This window comes from Pseudomonas sp. NFACC37-1, from assembly GCF_900101575.1.
In the GTDB taxonomy this organism is placed as follows: Bacteria; Pseudomonadota; Gammaproteobacteria; order Pseudomonadales; family Pseudomonadaceae; genus Aquipseudomonas; species Aquipseudomonas fluorescens_AA.
Genome location: NZ_FMUZ01000001.1, coordinates 264,190 through 277,633, shown reverse-complemented (window position 1 = coordinate 277,633; position 13,444 = coordinate 264,190). Strand labels below are relative to the sequence as shown.

Annotated in this window: 9 protein-coding genes; 5 read left to right on the top strand and 4 right to left on the bottom strand. The window is 60.7% G+C overall.

Annotation, left to right across the window (positions count from 1 at the left end; genetic code table 11):
* Window positions 1–271: 271 nt before the first annotated feature.
* Window positions 272–1,186 carry a LysR family transcriptional regulator gene (locus BLP82_RS01170; protein WP_014338228.1) on the bottom strand — a complete coding sequence of 305 codons (915 nt, stop codon included), beginning with the start codon at window positions 1,184–1,186 and terminating at the stop codon, window positions 272–274.
* A 257-nt stretch (window positions 1,187–1,443) separates the two neighbouring features.
* Between BLP82_RS01170 and BLP82_RS01165 the strand changes: the two genes are divergently transcribed.
* The 4 genes from BLP82_RS01165 (at window position 1,444) to pgm (ending at window position 7,868) form a co-directional block, all read left to right on the top strand.
* Window positions 1,444–2,469, top strand: a complete 1,026-nt coding sequence (locus BLP82_RS01165) for a zinc-dependent alcohol dehydrogenase family protein (RefSeq protein ID WP_092164618.1) — start codon at window positions 1,444–1,446, stop codon at window positions 2,467–2,469.
* Window positions 2,470–3,145: 676 nt separating this feature from the next.
* Window positions 3,146–4,636 carry a hypothetical protein gene (locus tag BLP82_RS01160; RefSeq protein WP_092164616.1) on the top strand — a complete coding sequence of 497 codons (1,491 nt, stop codon included), beginning with the start codon at window positions 3,146–3,148 and terminating at the stop codon, window positions 4,634–4,636.
* Between the two features lie 96 nt (window positions 4,637–4,732).
* Window positions 4,733–6,130, top strand: a complete 1,398-nt coding sequence (locus BLP82_RS01155; protein WP_092164614.1) for an aminotransferase-like domain-containing protein — start codon at window positions 4,733–4,735, stop codon at window positions 6,128–6,130.
* 91 nt (window positions 6,131–6,221) lie between these two features.
* Entirely contained in the window at window positions 6,222–7,868 is a 1,647-nt protein-coding gene (gene pgm / locus BLP82_RS01150; RefSeq protein ID WP_092164612.1) for a phosphoglucomutase (alpha-D-glucose-1,6-bisphosphate-dependent), read from the top strand.
* 72 nt (window positions 7,869–7,940) lie between these two features.
* On the opposite strand, the gene BLP82_RS01145 is transcribed toward pgm, so the two are convergent.
* Window positions 7,941–8,636, bottom strand: coding sequence for a pirin family protein (locus BLP82_RS01145; protein ID WP_092164610.1), 696 nt, complete (start codon window positions 8,634–8,636; stop codon window positions 7,941–7,943).
* 235 nt (window positions 8,637–8,871) lie between these two features.
* Between BLP82_RS01145 and BLP82_RS01140 the strand changes: the two genes are divergently transcribed.
* The gene (locus tag BLP82_RS01140; protein ID WP_092164608.1) at window positions 8,872–11,340 is read left to right on the top strand and encodes a UvrD-helicase domain-containing protein; all 2,469 of its coding nucleotides are present in this window, start codon (window positions 8,872–8,874) and stop codon (window positions 11,338–11,340) included.
* Window positions 11,341–11,433: 93 nt separating this feature from the next.
* On the opposite strand, the gene BLP82_RS01135 is transcribed toward BLP82_RS01140, so the two are convergent.
* Together BLP82_RS01135 and BLP82_RS01130 are read right to left on the bottom strand one after the other, a co-directional pair.
* Complete coding sequence (locus BLP82_RS01135) at window positions 11,434–11,712, bottom strand: DUF1652 domain-containing protein (protein ID WP_003201764.1); 279 nt, start codon at window positions 11,710–11,712, stop codon at window positions 11,434–11,436.
* Window positions 11,713–11,905: 193 nt separating this feature from the next.
* Entirely contained in the window at window positions 11,906–13,369 is a 1,464-nt protein-coding gene (locus tag BLP82_RS01130) for an MFS transporter (protein WP_092164606.1), read from the bottom strand.
* Window positions 13,370–13,444: the final 75 nt, after the last annotated feature.

The following is a 13,444-nucleotide window of genomic DNA, read 5'->3' as shown; positions in this document are numbered from 1 at the left end:
CTAGGTTCTGTACGAAATCCCGAGAAACCCAATTGCCGCCCCTCAAACGCTGAGATTTCGTACAGAACCTAGCGCTCACGGCGGCTGGGAACGGCGCAGGGGAGACTTTTCGAGAACGGAACTGTTGGGCCTTAGACTGGGGGCATCCTTTTCAAACTATCCCAAGCATGCCCTCAGATGTGCCCCCAATGTAGCAACCCACTGGAAGTGGATGGAGCTCCATGGTTTGTGAAGGCAAAAATGATCAGCTAAACAGCCTGCCCGACGACACCTAAAGACTCTCAGGGTCGCCAAAAAACATCTGAATCCGCGAACGCAACCAGCGCTCCCCAGGATCATTGTCCTGAGAGCCCCGCCAGGCCATATGCAGTTCGAAGCTGCGCACCGGTATGGGCGGGTCTTCGGCGCGTACGCCACCGGCGGCGGTCAGTGCGTCGGCGGTGTAGTCGGGCACGGTGGCGATGATGTCGGTGCCCGACAACAGGGTGCTCAAGCCGTTGAACTGCGGCACGGCCAGCACCACATGACGTTTACGGTCGAGTTTTGCCAGCTCTTCATCGATGAAACCGCTCAAGTCCCCCGCAAAGGAGACCAGGGCGTGGGGGCGGGCGCAGAATTCGTCCAGGGTCAGTCGTCCCGGCGCGGTGTCGGCCCGCAATACTTTGGGCATGCTACGCCGCAAGACCTTGCGTTTGGCGTTGGCCGGGAGGTCGTCGGTGTAGCTGACGCCGATGGAGATTTCACCGGACGCCAGCAGGCCCGGCATCAGGATGTAGTTGACCCGGCGCACCACCAGCACAATGCCCGGCGCTTCGGCCCGCAGGCGTTTGAGGAGCATGGGCAGCAGGGCGAATTCGGCGTCGTCCGACAGGCCGATGCGAAACACCGAGGTGCTGGTGGCCGGGTCGAATTCCGCGGCGCGGCTGACTGCCGTGGAAATCGAATCCAGGGCCGGAGAGAGCAGGGCGAAGATTTCGACCGCCCGGGCCGATGGTTCCATGCTACGGCCGGTGCGCACGAACAGCGGGTCATCGAACAGGCTACGCAGGCGCGACAGTGCGGCGCTGATGGCCGGCTGACCAAGAAACAGCTTCTCGGCCGCGCGAGTCACGCTGCGTTCATGCATCAACGTTTCGAATACGATCAACAGGTTCAGATCGACACGCCGCAGGTCATTACGATTCATCTGGGGTCCTGGCAGATTCGGTAAGCTTGACGTGAGCGGCCATATGGGAACAATGGCCGGCATGAATCTTACGGGGAAAGGCTGGTACTCTGCACCGGCTAATTGAGTTTTCTTAGGTTAAGTCCTACAGGAGTGGTTGGTTTTTCTTGCTGCGGAATCAATGACAGGCATGTCGACTATTAATAGCCACTGATAGTCTTGGCCACAAAGCCCGGATAGAGTTCATGGCATTAGAGGTTACTTTGACGAGGTTTGCGATGTCCCGCACGATCCGTTTTCACAAGTTTGGTGGTGCCGAGGTGCTCAAATGCGAAGAGCATGCGGCGGCTCTTCCTGCGCCAGGAGAAGTGCAGGTCCGCGTCGAAGCGATCGGCATCAGTTGGTACGACACCTTGTGGCGCCAGAACCTGGCGTCCTCCCAGGCACGTCTGCCTTCGGGGCTGGGCCATGAAATGGCCGGCGTGGTCACCGCCGTCGGCGACGGCATCGATGACTTGGCCGTGGGCGACAAGGTCGCCAGTTTTCCAGCCGAAAGCCCGAACGATTATCCGGTGTACGGTGAAGTCATCGTACTGCCGCGCACCGCGCTGACCCGTTATCCCGACGTGCTCAGCCCGATCGAAGCCGCCGTGCATTACACGCCGCTGTTGATCGCTTATTTCGCCTACATGGACCTGGCGCGGGTCAAACCGGGGCAATTCGCCCTGGTCACCGATGCCAGTCATTGCGCCGGCCCGTCTTTTGTCCAGTTGGGCAAGGCCTTGGGCGTGCGGGTGATTGCGGCCACCAAGACAGCTGACGAGCGTGAATACCTGCTGTCGCTGGGCGCCGAGAAAGTCATCGTCACCGAGGAGCAGGACTTGCTGATGCAAATCAACAAGCTCACCGACAGCCGTGGCGTCGATGTGGTATTCGACGGCCTTGGCGGGCCGCAGATGTCGCTGTTGGGCGATGTACTGGCACCCCGTGGCAGCCTGGTGCTGTATGGCTTGCAGGGCGGCAACCAGACGCCGTTCCCGGCCTGCGCGGCGTTCCAGAAGAATATTCAGTTCTTCGTGCACTGCATCGGCAACTTTACCGGCAAACCGGAACTGGGCATCCTCCAGGACCAGGTGGCGTTGCAGCGAGCATTGCGAGATATCAACCAACTGACCGCCGATCGCGTGCTGTTGCCACTCAAGACTCGGGTTTTCCCGTTCTCCGAGTTTGTCGAAGCGCACCGGTACATGGGTGAATGCCCTTGCCGTGAGCGCGTTGCCCTTCAGGTCGTCGACCCCGCCTGATACCTGTCTTGCGCAAGAGTCATCGCCGGGCTCTTGCGCTGCCTTCGGTTCGATCTCCATCTCTCCTTTACCACGCACTGGCGCCTGACGGCGGTGCGTTTGTGCCTCGCAGTGCCCCTCAAGCAACCTGTCCCGGTTCGCTTGAAGCAGAAACGGTTTGCCGGTGAACATCTGAACTGGTTTTTGCCCTCAATCTGTATCTTCTAATCATTATTTAAGTCCTGATAATTGAACGCTGATTTCCATATCAAGGAAGAAGTCGTGGTGCGGTGTAACTTTTTCGAAGGCTTTCATCCTTCAAGGCGCATTCAAGGTACAGCGAGCGTTAATTGGCACGGGGCTATCTATCGATCCTGGAGAAAACAGGGTGGGGTAGAAGGTCAATTAAAGTTCGGTAAGTTCCTTATTTCTCGTACTCATTGTCTGTGGGACGTTGTCGGAATTCTCCTAGGACGTACCGCTAGCCCGGCAAGGCCCCGTGTTTTAAAGGCCCGCAGCGGCGGCACCCAGGCGCATGGGGTGACTTTCTGCGTATGTATCAAATAATTACGACAAGCAACGCTTGGGCGTATTGCTAATACTCTTTGAGTACTAGAACGATTCATTCAGACCAACACGTCGCGCGGTCACGTTGGTGCGGGTGCGGCGCCGATAGTTGAATTTCAGGTAAATGGCTATGAGTGCAATTCATGAGCAGGCAATGACTCACGTATATCAACAGATACTGCAACGTTTGTTGGGTTTTTATTCCCGGGCCGAACGGACCGCGTTGCAGCTTTTGATCCAGCGCTTGATTGTCGCCGCCGGGGGCATTGATCGGATTGGCGATTATCGTGTGTTGACGGTCCAGAACGGGAGCCGGGAGAGCTTTTATGTACTGACCGCCTTGCGGGCCGCCCAGTTGAGCATCGCGGGCCGGCATCCGGTGACCTTCGCCTTGCGCGTCGCCACGCCGCGCCTGAGCGAAACCACCCAGGCGACGCTGGAGAACATCCACCGCTGCTACAGCGCACTGTTTGTCTATGACGATCCCCGGGTCGAATTGCTGATGGCGGATAACCGCGAGGTATTGCCGTTCAATCACCGGCAGCCCTTGTCGGTGGCGGGGCACGAGGCCAATCGCATGGACCTGCTGGCCTTGGGGCACCTTCGTTCGGTCGACAGTCCCCTGGAGATCGGGAACGACGGTTACCTGGCGATGGCCGAATTCTATCGGCACATGGCCCGGTGGGAGTCTGGCGTGGACTCGATGGTCAGCAGCGATACGCCGCGCCAGCAAAAACAGTTCATTTCAGGCCTGCGTCGTGCGGCCCGCAAAATCGGTCTGCCGACCGACAATATCGGGTGCTTCGACAGCCTCTTCGCGCACCTCGATACCTTGAGCAGTGACCTCTACGAGCATTTCTACGGTCCCGAGCGCCTTGGCGCCTGGAAGCCCGAGGGGCATTTCGAGGCCTGCCGGCGGATGAGCCACATCGGCATCGACGACCTGATCGTCGACCGCCTGGAGGGCACCAACTGGCCGCTTTTCAACGAATTCCTGCGAGTGCAGACCGATGGCCTCATGCCCTCGGCGATTGAAAACGAATACCTTAGCCCGCTGCTGTCGGCTCATTTACATGGCCTGCAGGCCTGCTACGTGCAAGGGCGCAGCTACGAAACGGGATACAGCGACTACGTGCAGCGGGCAATCATGATCATGCATCGCAAGCAACTGCCGGAACACGCCTGCGAGCAGGCCCGGACGTTGTTCGGCTCACCTTCGGCGATTCCCGAGCGCCGCGCCTACGCCGCCCTCGAAGCGCAAAGGGTCCTGGGGCTCAGCGAAACACAACTGGTGTGCATGCTGTTCGCGCCATTCGTGGGGCAGGGCGAGGGCCTGGAACACTTCCTGCGCTGTTGCCACCCGGGCATGCTGGTGGCGATGCCGGACCTGCACAAGGCCATGCAGGGCGCGGCGGTCGCCGATCAGATCGCGCAATGGATGGTCGACGTCAGTGGCCTGCCCATCGACATCCTTGGCAAGCTGTACCGGGCGAGCGTCACCGTGCCGGAACAGCCGGAGGCAGTTCCGGAAGTTGATCTGCAGCAGGCCCTTGACGACGTTGATACCGTAGAAGCCGGGCAGGCCGCCGATGAGCCGAACGAACGCTCGGCAAGGCACTGAGGAACGAGGTTTGATGGACTCGTCTACCTCGTCCCTGGTCGTGATGCCCGGCGTTGCAGCCTGGCCGACTGCAACCTGTTCGCCTGGCGTGACCCCATGAAAGGTTGCCGGGAGACAGACTTCGCCTACCAGGCGGTTTATCGCTACCTGACCACGTTGATCAACGAACTGGAGGTCGATGCGCGGGTGCGCCTGCCTTCGTTGCGGCAATTGGCCGAGCGTCTGAACGTGTCGATATCGACCATCCAGTACGCTTATTCATTGCTGGAGAAGGAAGGGCGGGTCTACTCGATCGCCAAGTCCGGTTATTACGCGCTGCCGGCACCCAGCATGACGACCCTGGATGGCGGGGACGATTTGCTCGAGAGCGTGTACGTCAATGCCCGGCGGCCCGGGATGCTGGTGCTCAGTGCAGACGAGCCAGCGTCGATGCAGCCGTTGGACAGCCCGATGCTGTTGCTCGAGCGCGAGCTGCTGCGCCAGTATCCACGTTCCTCGCAGACGCCCTCGCAACCCTGGGGCGAGCTGGAGCTGCGTACCGCACTGGCGGCCCGCTACACCTCTTCGCCGGCCCGTTGCTGGAATGCCGATGACGTCTACATCGGTGCCGACCTGCGGGGTGTCCTGGAGATCCTGATCGCCGTGCTGGCACTCAGGGGCGCCACAGTACTGATCGAGTCGCCCTGCGACTGGGCTGTGTTGCGCCTGCTACAGGCGGCCGACATCAACATCATCGAGCTGCCACTGCTGGCTGGCGGGGAAATCGACATCGAGCAGTTGGAACAACTGCTGGAGAGCGAAACGGTGCGCCTGGTGGTGCTGTCGTCAGTCCTGAACATGCCAACGGGCTCGCTGGTTCCTGAAGAGAACCGTCGCGTCATCGCCCACTTGCTGGAACGGCATGGCACCTGGGTGCTGGAGAACGACAGCCATACAGACCTGGCGTTCGAGGCCGGGGCGACGCCTTTTCGGGACTTGCTCGACCCGGACCGATTGATCGTCTACTCCACGTTCGAGAAGACCATCGGTCCAGAGGCGCCATATGGCTACGTGTTGTCGCGCCAGATGACCCTGCACCTGCAACGACATTTCCTGTTGCGCGCGTTTCGTTTGTCGCCGATTCGCCAGAAAGCCATCGCCCGGCTGTACAGCAATGGGCGGATTGACCAGCATTTGCTGGTGTTGCGGCGCCTGCTGCGCGAAAGCGCGGTTTCGACCGCACAATTGCTGCGCGAACGGCTGGGCGATAGCCTGCAATGGGCAGAACCCCAAGGTGGCGCGACGATCTGGATACGCTCGACGCGACGGGTTGATTTGCGGCGGGTTTTCCATCGGCTGCTGGCCCAGCGAATTGTCATCGCCCCGGGGGAGTTGTTCAGCCTTCATGGCCTGTATGGGCAACATATGCGTCTGACCCATGCGCTCAATGGGCCCCAGGACCTGGATGCCGCACTCTGCGCGCTGGCCGACGCCCTGAGGCTCGAACAAGCGTAATCGGCGGCGATGGATCGAACCCGTCGCGCCACGGTCGAACTGTCAGTAAACTGAACCCCATTTCCCGAGCCACTCCACTCAGAGGTTTTGCATGACAGTCAGTCCATTTGCGGGCAAGCCGGCACCGGCAGAGTTGTTGATCGATATCCCGCGACTGGTGACGGCCTACTACACCGGCCGACCCGATGCCTCGGTTGCGACCCAGCGCGTGGCTTTCGGCACCTCCGGTCACCGTGGCAGCTCCTTCGACCTGGGCTTTAACGAGTGGCACGTGTTGGCTATCAGCCAGGCAATCTGCCTGTACCGCGAAGCGCAAGGCATCAACGGGCCGTTGTTCGTCGGTATCGATACCCACGCGCTGTCGACTCCGGCAGGTGCCAGCGCACTGGAAGTCTTCGCGGCCAACGGTGTGACCGTCATGATCGCCGAGGGGGATGAATACACCCCGACGCCGGCGGTTTCCCACGCCATTCTCTGCTACAACCGTGGACGCACCTCGGGCCTGGCGGACGGTATCGTCATCACGCCGTCCCACAACCCACCGCAAAGTGGCGGCTACAAGTACAACCCCACCAACGGCGGCCCGGCCGATACCCATATCACCAAGTGGATCGAAGCCAAGGCCAACGAACTGCTGGCCAACCAGCTCGCCGGCGTCAAGCGAGTCAGCTACGAGCAGGCCCTGAGAGCCGATACCACCCACCGTCACGACTATGTCAACACTTACGTGGCGGACCTGGTCAATGTCATCGATTTCGATGCCATCCGCAGCGCCGGGTTGCACCTGGGCGTCGATCCGTTGGGCGGCGCGGGCGTGCGCTACTGGCCGGCCATTGCCGAGCATTACCGCCTGGACCTGGAGGTGGTGAACACCCACGTGGATTCCACCTTCCGTTTCATGACCGTCGACTGGGATGGACAGATCCGCATGGACCCATCTTCCAGCCATGCCATGCAAGGCTTGATTGGCCTGAAGGAGCGCTTCGACGTGGCCTTCGCCTGCGACCCGGACCATGACCGCCATGGCATCGTGACGCCGTCCGGCGGCCTGTTGGCGCCGAACAATTACCTGGCGGTGTCCATCGACTACTTGTTCCAGAATCGCCCGCAATGGCGTGCCGATGCGGGCGTGGGCAAGACAGTGGTCAGCAGCGGCCTGATCGATCGCGTCGCCAAGCGCCTGGGGCGCCGTCTCTATGAAGTGCCGGTGGGTTTCAAGTGGTTTGCCGACGGCCTGTTCGATGGCTCCCTGGGCTTTGGCGGTGAAGAAAGCGCCGGTGCTTCGTTCTTGCGCAAGGATGGCGGTGTCTGGAGTACCGACAAGGATGGCCTGATTCCGGCGTTGTTGGCGGCTGAAATGACGGCGCGCACCGGTCGCGACCCAAGCCAGGCCTACCGCGCCCTGACCGACGAACTGGGCGAACCGTTCTCGGTACGCGTCGATGCCAAGGCCAACCCGCAACAGAAGGCCCTGTTGAGCAAGCTGTCGCCGGATCAGGTGACGTCTACCGAACTGGCGGGGGAGAAGATCCAGAGCATCCTCAGCCATGCACCGGGCAATGACCAGGCCATCGGCGGCCTGAAGGTCATGACCGAAAACGGCTGGTTCGCGGCGCGTCCGTCCGGTACCGAGGATATCTACAAGATCTACGCCGAAAGCTTCATTGGCGATGCGCACCTCAAGCAACTGGTGGCTGAGGCGCAAACGTTGGTGGATGGGGCGATCACCAGCAAGTGATACCTGTGATGTGAGCTTGTGGCGAGGGAGCTTGCTCCCGCGCCACAAGAGCAGCAGTGCAGCGATGCTGGGTTAGGCGAGGTCCACGAGCACGATTTCGCTGTCTTCGATCGCGGTCACCCGCAACATCCGTTCATTTTCAATCGCAACACCGTCTCGAGCTTGTGCGCGCAACCCATTGATTTCTATCAATCCTGTGGCCGGCACAAGATAAGCTCGTCGTCCGGCGTCCAGCCGGTATTCCGCACTTTCACCCGCTTTGAGATTGGCCGCTACCAGTCGCGCGTCGGCGCGAATGCGCAGGCTCTGGTCGTCGTCGGCCTTGCCACTGGCCAAGGTCACGAAGCCTTCGCGCGAGTCCTTGGGAAACGGTTTGGCGCCCCACGACGGTGCCAGACCTTCTTCGTTGGGAATGATCCATATCTGGAAAATGCGCGTGGCCGTCGACTCCAGGTTGTACTCGCTGTGGGCGATTCCTGTGCCCGCGCTCATGACTTGTACGTCGCCAGCCTCCGTACGGCCCTTGTTGCCCAGGTTGTCCTGGTGGCTGATCGCGCCTTCGCGCACATAGGTGATGATTTCCATATCCCGGTGCGGGTGCTGGGGAAAACCGCTGCCGGGGGCGATGACATCGTCGTTCCAGACGCGCAGGTTGCCCCAGTGCATGCGTTGCGGGTCGTAATACTCGGCGAACGAAAAATGGTGGTGGGCATCCAGCCAGCCGTGGTTGGCGGCGCCCAACGTGGCGAAGGGCCTGAGTTCGAGCATGTTGGTGTCCTTTTCGCTGGGAGCGAAAGCAATGGTTGATGGCGCTATTCTCGCGAAGGAAATCATCGACAAAAAGCGTAAAAACCGCGTCAAACCTATCGGCTAACCAGATATGAAATCGTGAGCCAACTTTCACTTCATCGCCTAAACCCATGACTTAAAAGCTTTTTGGTGGAACCTGACAGCAAATACAGACACCATAGCCGCATGGTTCATGAACACCGGAGTCCCCAGCGTGTCGCAACACACTCCCGATCTTCCCCCCGAGCTCCTGCCCCTGGCCCAAATGCCCTTGCTCAAGCGCCTGGCCGCCCGATTCTTCGGCCATGGCCTGACGCGTCTGCGCGCCCAGCACCGAGCGTCCTGGTTGCACGGCCAGGCCGACGGCTTCCGCAGTGGTCATACCGCCGGTTTCGACTATGGCTATAAGGAAGGCAGGGCCGAAGGGCTTGAGGAGGGCCGCCAGGTCCTGTTGATCCGTGATTCGCGCAGCACAGAGCATCCGGCACCGCAGGTGGATGATTTGCTGTTCGATGACTGGCGCCTGCCGCTGACCACCGAGTTGAAGAAACGTATCAAGGCCGACGTCGCCCGATTGCTGCCGGCCCATGCGCAACCGAGTGCCGCGCAATGGAAGATGATTTTCAGCGACACACCGTCTACCTCGGTGGTCGCCGGGGCGGGTGCGGGTAAGTCGACGACCCTGGTGCTGCGGATTGTGTTGCTGTCCCACTACCTGGGCTTCGAACTGGACTCAATGACCGTGGTGACGTTTACCCGGGAGTCGCGCAAGGACTTCATTCAGAAATTGATCGAAGTGTTTGCCCTGTGGGGGCGAACCGTCAGCCTCAAGCAAGCGCGTGATCTGGTGCGCACCTTTCATTCGCGTATCTTGCCCATGGTCCGCAGCCTGCCCGGGTTCGAGCGGCTCCAGGCCTTCGAGACCCTGAGTCATCGCGCCGAAGCGGACGACGACGCCCAAGGCAATCCCTTTGAATTGCGCATCAACGATGTCCAACGTCAGCAACTCAACGCCTGTTACTACAACCTTTACCAGCGGGATGCGCGTTTCCGTGAGCTGATCCAGCCGTTGTCCCGCCACGCCCTGCAACTCAAGGAACTGGAGCGCGATCACCCGGATGTGCAAAAACGGGTGGCCGTGACCGAACTGGCGGCCCAGCGCGACGAAGAATTGTGCGATGCCGTCGAAGACCTGTGGTTTCGCGCCGGTGCCTGGCCAATCAAGGGGATCGAGCCAAAGCGACACACATTCGAAATCAATGGTTCGACGTTCCACTGCCATGGCTACGCGCCCTCACTGGATGCCTGGGTGATGCTGGGTTTCGATCCGCGGGAAGACGCCCGGCTCAGTCGTCCGGGCGCCAAGTTGAGTATCCGTGCGGAGTGGGCGGTAAAGCGTACCTTGTTTCAAGCTTTCTGCCGTAAGCCACTGATATGGCTTGAAAGTTACGAGGCATCAAGACGTGTGGTGGCATCCATGGCCGGCGACGCCAGCGCCGGCCCCGGGTTCGACTATAAGGTCAAGGGCGAACTGGGTTCGGCGCCATTGTTGGACTGTTTTGTCGCGGCGGCGGGCTTTATCGAGAACCTTGGCCTGGACGTCCCCGACGCCGTGGGCCGGATGGCCTTTGCCCAGGATGACCCCGACCGGTATTTCTTCGAGGCGCTGAGCCGTTACTGGCGGGCATTCGAAGACCATTTGCTCGATCAATCGCCGCCGATCATGACCTATAACCGTATGTTCGCGCTGTTCAGCGAACACTCGCCGGAAAATTTCAAGTTGCTGGGTGATGCCTTGCTCAGGCCGCTATCGCACCTGATGATCGACGAGTTCCAGGACGTATCGCCGCAGATCGTCTCCTGGCTTCGCGCCAGTCTTCGGGAGGTTCGCAGCCGTGGTCCTGCGCTGCACGTGGGACGCGGTGCCCAGCGTTCTTCCTTGTTGTGTGTCGGGGACGACTGGCAATCGATCTATGGCTGGCGCGGCAGCTCGCCGAGCTACTTCATGGCATTCAACAAGCAATTCCCGTCACCGACGACAACTCGGGTGATGCTCACCGACAACTACCGCAGCCACCAACACATCATCGACGCGGCCGAGCACATCGTGCGTGCCGCTGCGGCTATCCCAGGCAAAAAAGCCAAGGCCAGTGGCGTGCCCCGATCGCTGAGCCCGGTCAATGTGCTGGATCGAGACGACGAAGGGCTGGCCCTGCGACTGGAGGAGCACTATCGCAAGGGTGACTCCATCTTGATGCTGTATCGAAAAAGTAGCGATAAGCTGTTGATGGAAAAGCATATTCAGTCAACAGTTAATGTCGATTCTAGCTTGCCGTACGACGCCCGGCGGCTCAGGCAAATGACCTACCACAGCGCCAAGGGGCTCCAGGCGGATGCGGTGTTCTTATTGGGCGACTGCCAGCACCTGAGCAGTTCACCCTACAAGAATCAGGTCTATCGCATGGCCGGGTTAGGTCAGGATGGAGACGCCGAACCCTACGACACGGCGCAAAAAGACGAAATCCTGCGCCTGGCGTATGTGGGCATCACTCGTGCCGTGCAGCATTGTTATTGGTATGTCGATGGGCAGGATGCACAGGCGGCCAATGCACCTAAGGCTTCGGATCGTATTGCAGCGGACAAGCCCTTTTTCGCTGACCACCGTCGTGCCCGCAAAGGATGAAGCTGTGGCAAAGGCGTATTGAGAAGCCATAGAAAAGCGGCGCCTTCCCTGGAGAGGAAGGCGCCGCTTTCAAATGATAAGCACTGTTCCCTGTCAGGAAGCGAACCGCCGCAACCCTACCGGTGGCACAAACGCTTCCAGCTCGGCCTCCACGGCCTCGATTATTCGTTCCACATCCGGCGCATTCATCACCGTCGCGCAGGGAATTCCGGCAATGGCGATCATCGTCTCGCCGCTGGCACGGTCAAACAACCGGGCAACCATACTGCCAGGCGCATCCATGCTCGCTTCGAATCCCATGGGATGGAAGTGCCAGCGCATCAACTGGCAAGCGTTGGGGAACGTAACCTTGCTGAAAGATCCTTTATTCATGTGTTGCCCGCCTTCTTCAATCGAGCGCTTCCTTTTGCTCATGTCAGGAAGGAAGAGCCATCATGGCTCTACCAGTGAGAACTAAAAATAGCACCTGAAAATGAAGCTCATGTGGATTTTTTCAGTCCGTTTTGCGATTGGTTCACTTTTTTTGATCTGGATCACGACTTAAGCGGCGCTGCTCAGAATGCCATCACGCTTGCCTGGGCGTGTCCTTGGCATCGCCTAACCGCTCTGGCACGCGGCATTTCAAGGCGATGAACACCGCCAGGGCCGCCATCGCCAGGGCGGCGGCGAAGGTGGTGTGCAGGCCGTTCGTGACGGCCTCGGGGCTGGCGTGGGTGATGCCATTCGTCGCCGCTGCGCTCGCAAACACTGCGCCGAGCACCGAGGCACCGGTGAAGAAACCCAGGTTGCGCGACAGGTTGAGCAGCCCGGCGATGACGCCTCGCCTTTGGGCGGCCACATCGACCATGACGGCCGTGTTGTTGGCGGTCTGGAAAAACGCGTAGCCCAGGGTCGTCACCACGATGGCGCTGATATAGCCGGCGCTGCCAAGGGCAGGGGGAACCAGTGACAGCATCAGGCAGCCGAGGGCCATGGTCGCCAGGCCGACGAGCCGCATGGGTTGCACACCGAACCGACCCGCCAGGCGTCCGGCAGGCACCCCGGCCAGTGCCGCGACGGTTGGCCCTGTCGCCAGCGCCAAGCCGACGAAGGTCGCTGGTAGCCCAAGGGTGATGGATAAGTAAAAAGGCCCGACCAGCAGCGTCGCCATCATGATCGTTGCAACCAGGGCGCTCGTCGCCAGGCCCGAGACCAATGACTTGTCGCGAAATACGGCCAAGGGAATCAGCGGCGACACGGCCCGGGACTGGACCCGAACGAACAGCGCGCCGCCCACCAGCGCGGCCAGTAGCAGCGCAATGTTCAACCCGCCAAAGCTCCCGCGCCCGGCGGTCATGGCCAAGGCATAGGCGGCGAGCGTCAACGCCAACAGCACCGTACCGGTGATATCGAAACGAATCGTTTCCGCCTTCGACGGCACTTGCCGCACCGGTAGCGAGTACCACGCCAGCCATAACGTCAGCAGGCCGAGGGGGATGTTGACCAGGAACAAGGCCTGCCAGCCGAACCCACTGATGAGCAGGCCGCCAAAGGACGGCCCAAGAGCCGTGCCCACCGCCGACAGCGTTGCCAGCAGCCCCATGGCGCTGGCGGTTTTTTCCTGGGCGACCGTTTCGCCGACCAAGGCCAGGGTCAATGTCATCATTATGGCAGCCCCCAGGCCTTGCAGCGCCCGGCCTGCAATCAGCGGCCAAAGCGAAGGGGCCAGGCCGCAAAGCAGCGAGGCCAAGGTGAACAAGGCGATGCCGGCCAACAGTAGTTTGCGACGGCCGATCAGGTCACCCAAGCGGCCGACGCTGACAATCAGCGTGGTCATGGCGAGCAGATAGGCCAGCACCACCCATTGGACCTGCTGGAAGGAGGTCTCGAGGGCCTGGGCCAGCGTCGGCAACGCCACGGCAGCCACACTGGCGCCCAGGGAGGCCAACAGCGTCGAGAGCGCAAGGCTGGCCAGGGCCCAACGCGGTGAAGAGAACCGGCTCGCAGGTGCGGTTGCCGGCTGGCTTGGTTGCGTGTTGATGGGGTTCATTGTCTCACCTGTCTGCGTGGCGCTCGAAACGGCGCTGTCAGAACGTTACAGCTGTGCATAACATGGCGGAAGGCG

What these genes read in the sequence shown, in the direction of transcription:
- BLP82_RS01170 (WP_014338228.1), bottom strand. Translation starts at nt 1,186, where the DNA reads ATGAATCGTAATGACCTGCGGCGTGTCGATCTGAACCTGTTGATCGTA.
- BLP82_RS01145 (WP_092164610.1), bottom strand. Translation starts at nt 8,636, where the DNA reads ATGCTCGAACTCAGGCCCTTCGCCACGTTGGGCGCCGCCAACCACGGC.
- pgm (WP_092164612.1), top strand. Translation starts at nt 6,222, where the DNA reads ATGACAGTCAGTCCATTTGCGGGCAAGCCGGCACCGGCAGAGTTGTTG.
- BLP82_RS01130 (WP_092164606.1), bottom strand. Translation starts at nt 13,369, where the DNA reads ATGAACCCCATCAACACGCAACCAAGCCAGCCGGCAACCGCACCTGCG.
- BLP82_RS01160 (WP_092164616.1), top strand. Translation starts at nt 3,146, where the DNA reads ATGAGTGCAATTCATGAGCAGGCAATGACTCACGTATATCAACAGATA.
- BLP82_RS01165 (WP_092164618.1), top strand. Translation starts at nt 1,444, where the DNA reads ATGTCCCGCACGATCCGTTTTCACAAGTTTGGTGGTGCCGAGGTGCTC.
- BLP82_RS01155 (WP_092164614.1), top strand. Translation starts at nt 4,733, where the DNA reads ATGAAAGGTTGCCGGGAGACAGACTTCGCCTACCAGGCGGTTTATCGC.
- BLP82_RS01135 (WP_003201764.1), bottom strand. Translation starts at nt 11,712, where the DNA reads ATGAATAAAGGATCTTTCAGCAAGGTTACGTTCCCCAACGCTTGCCAG.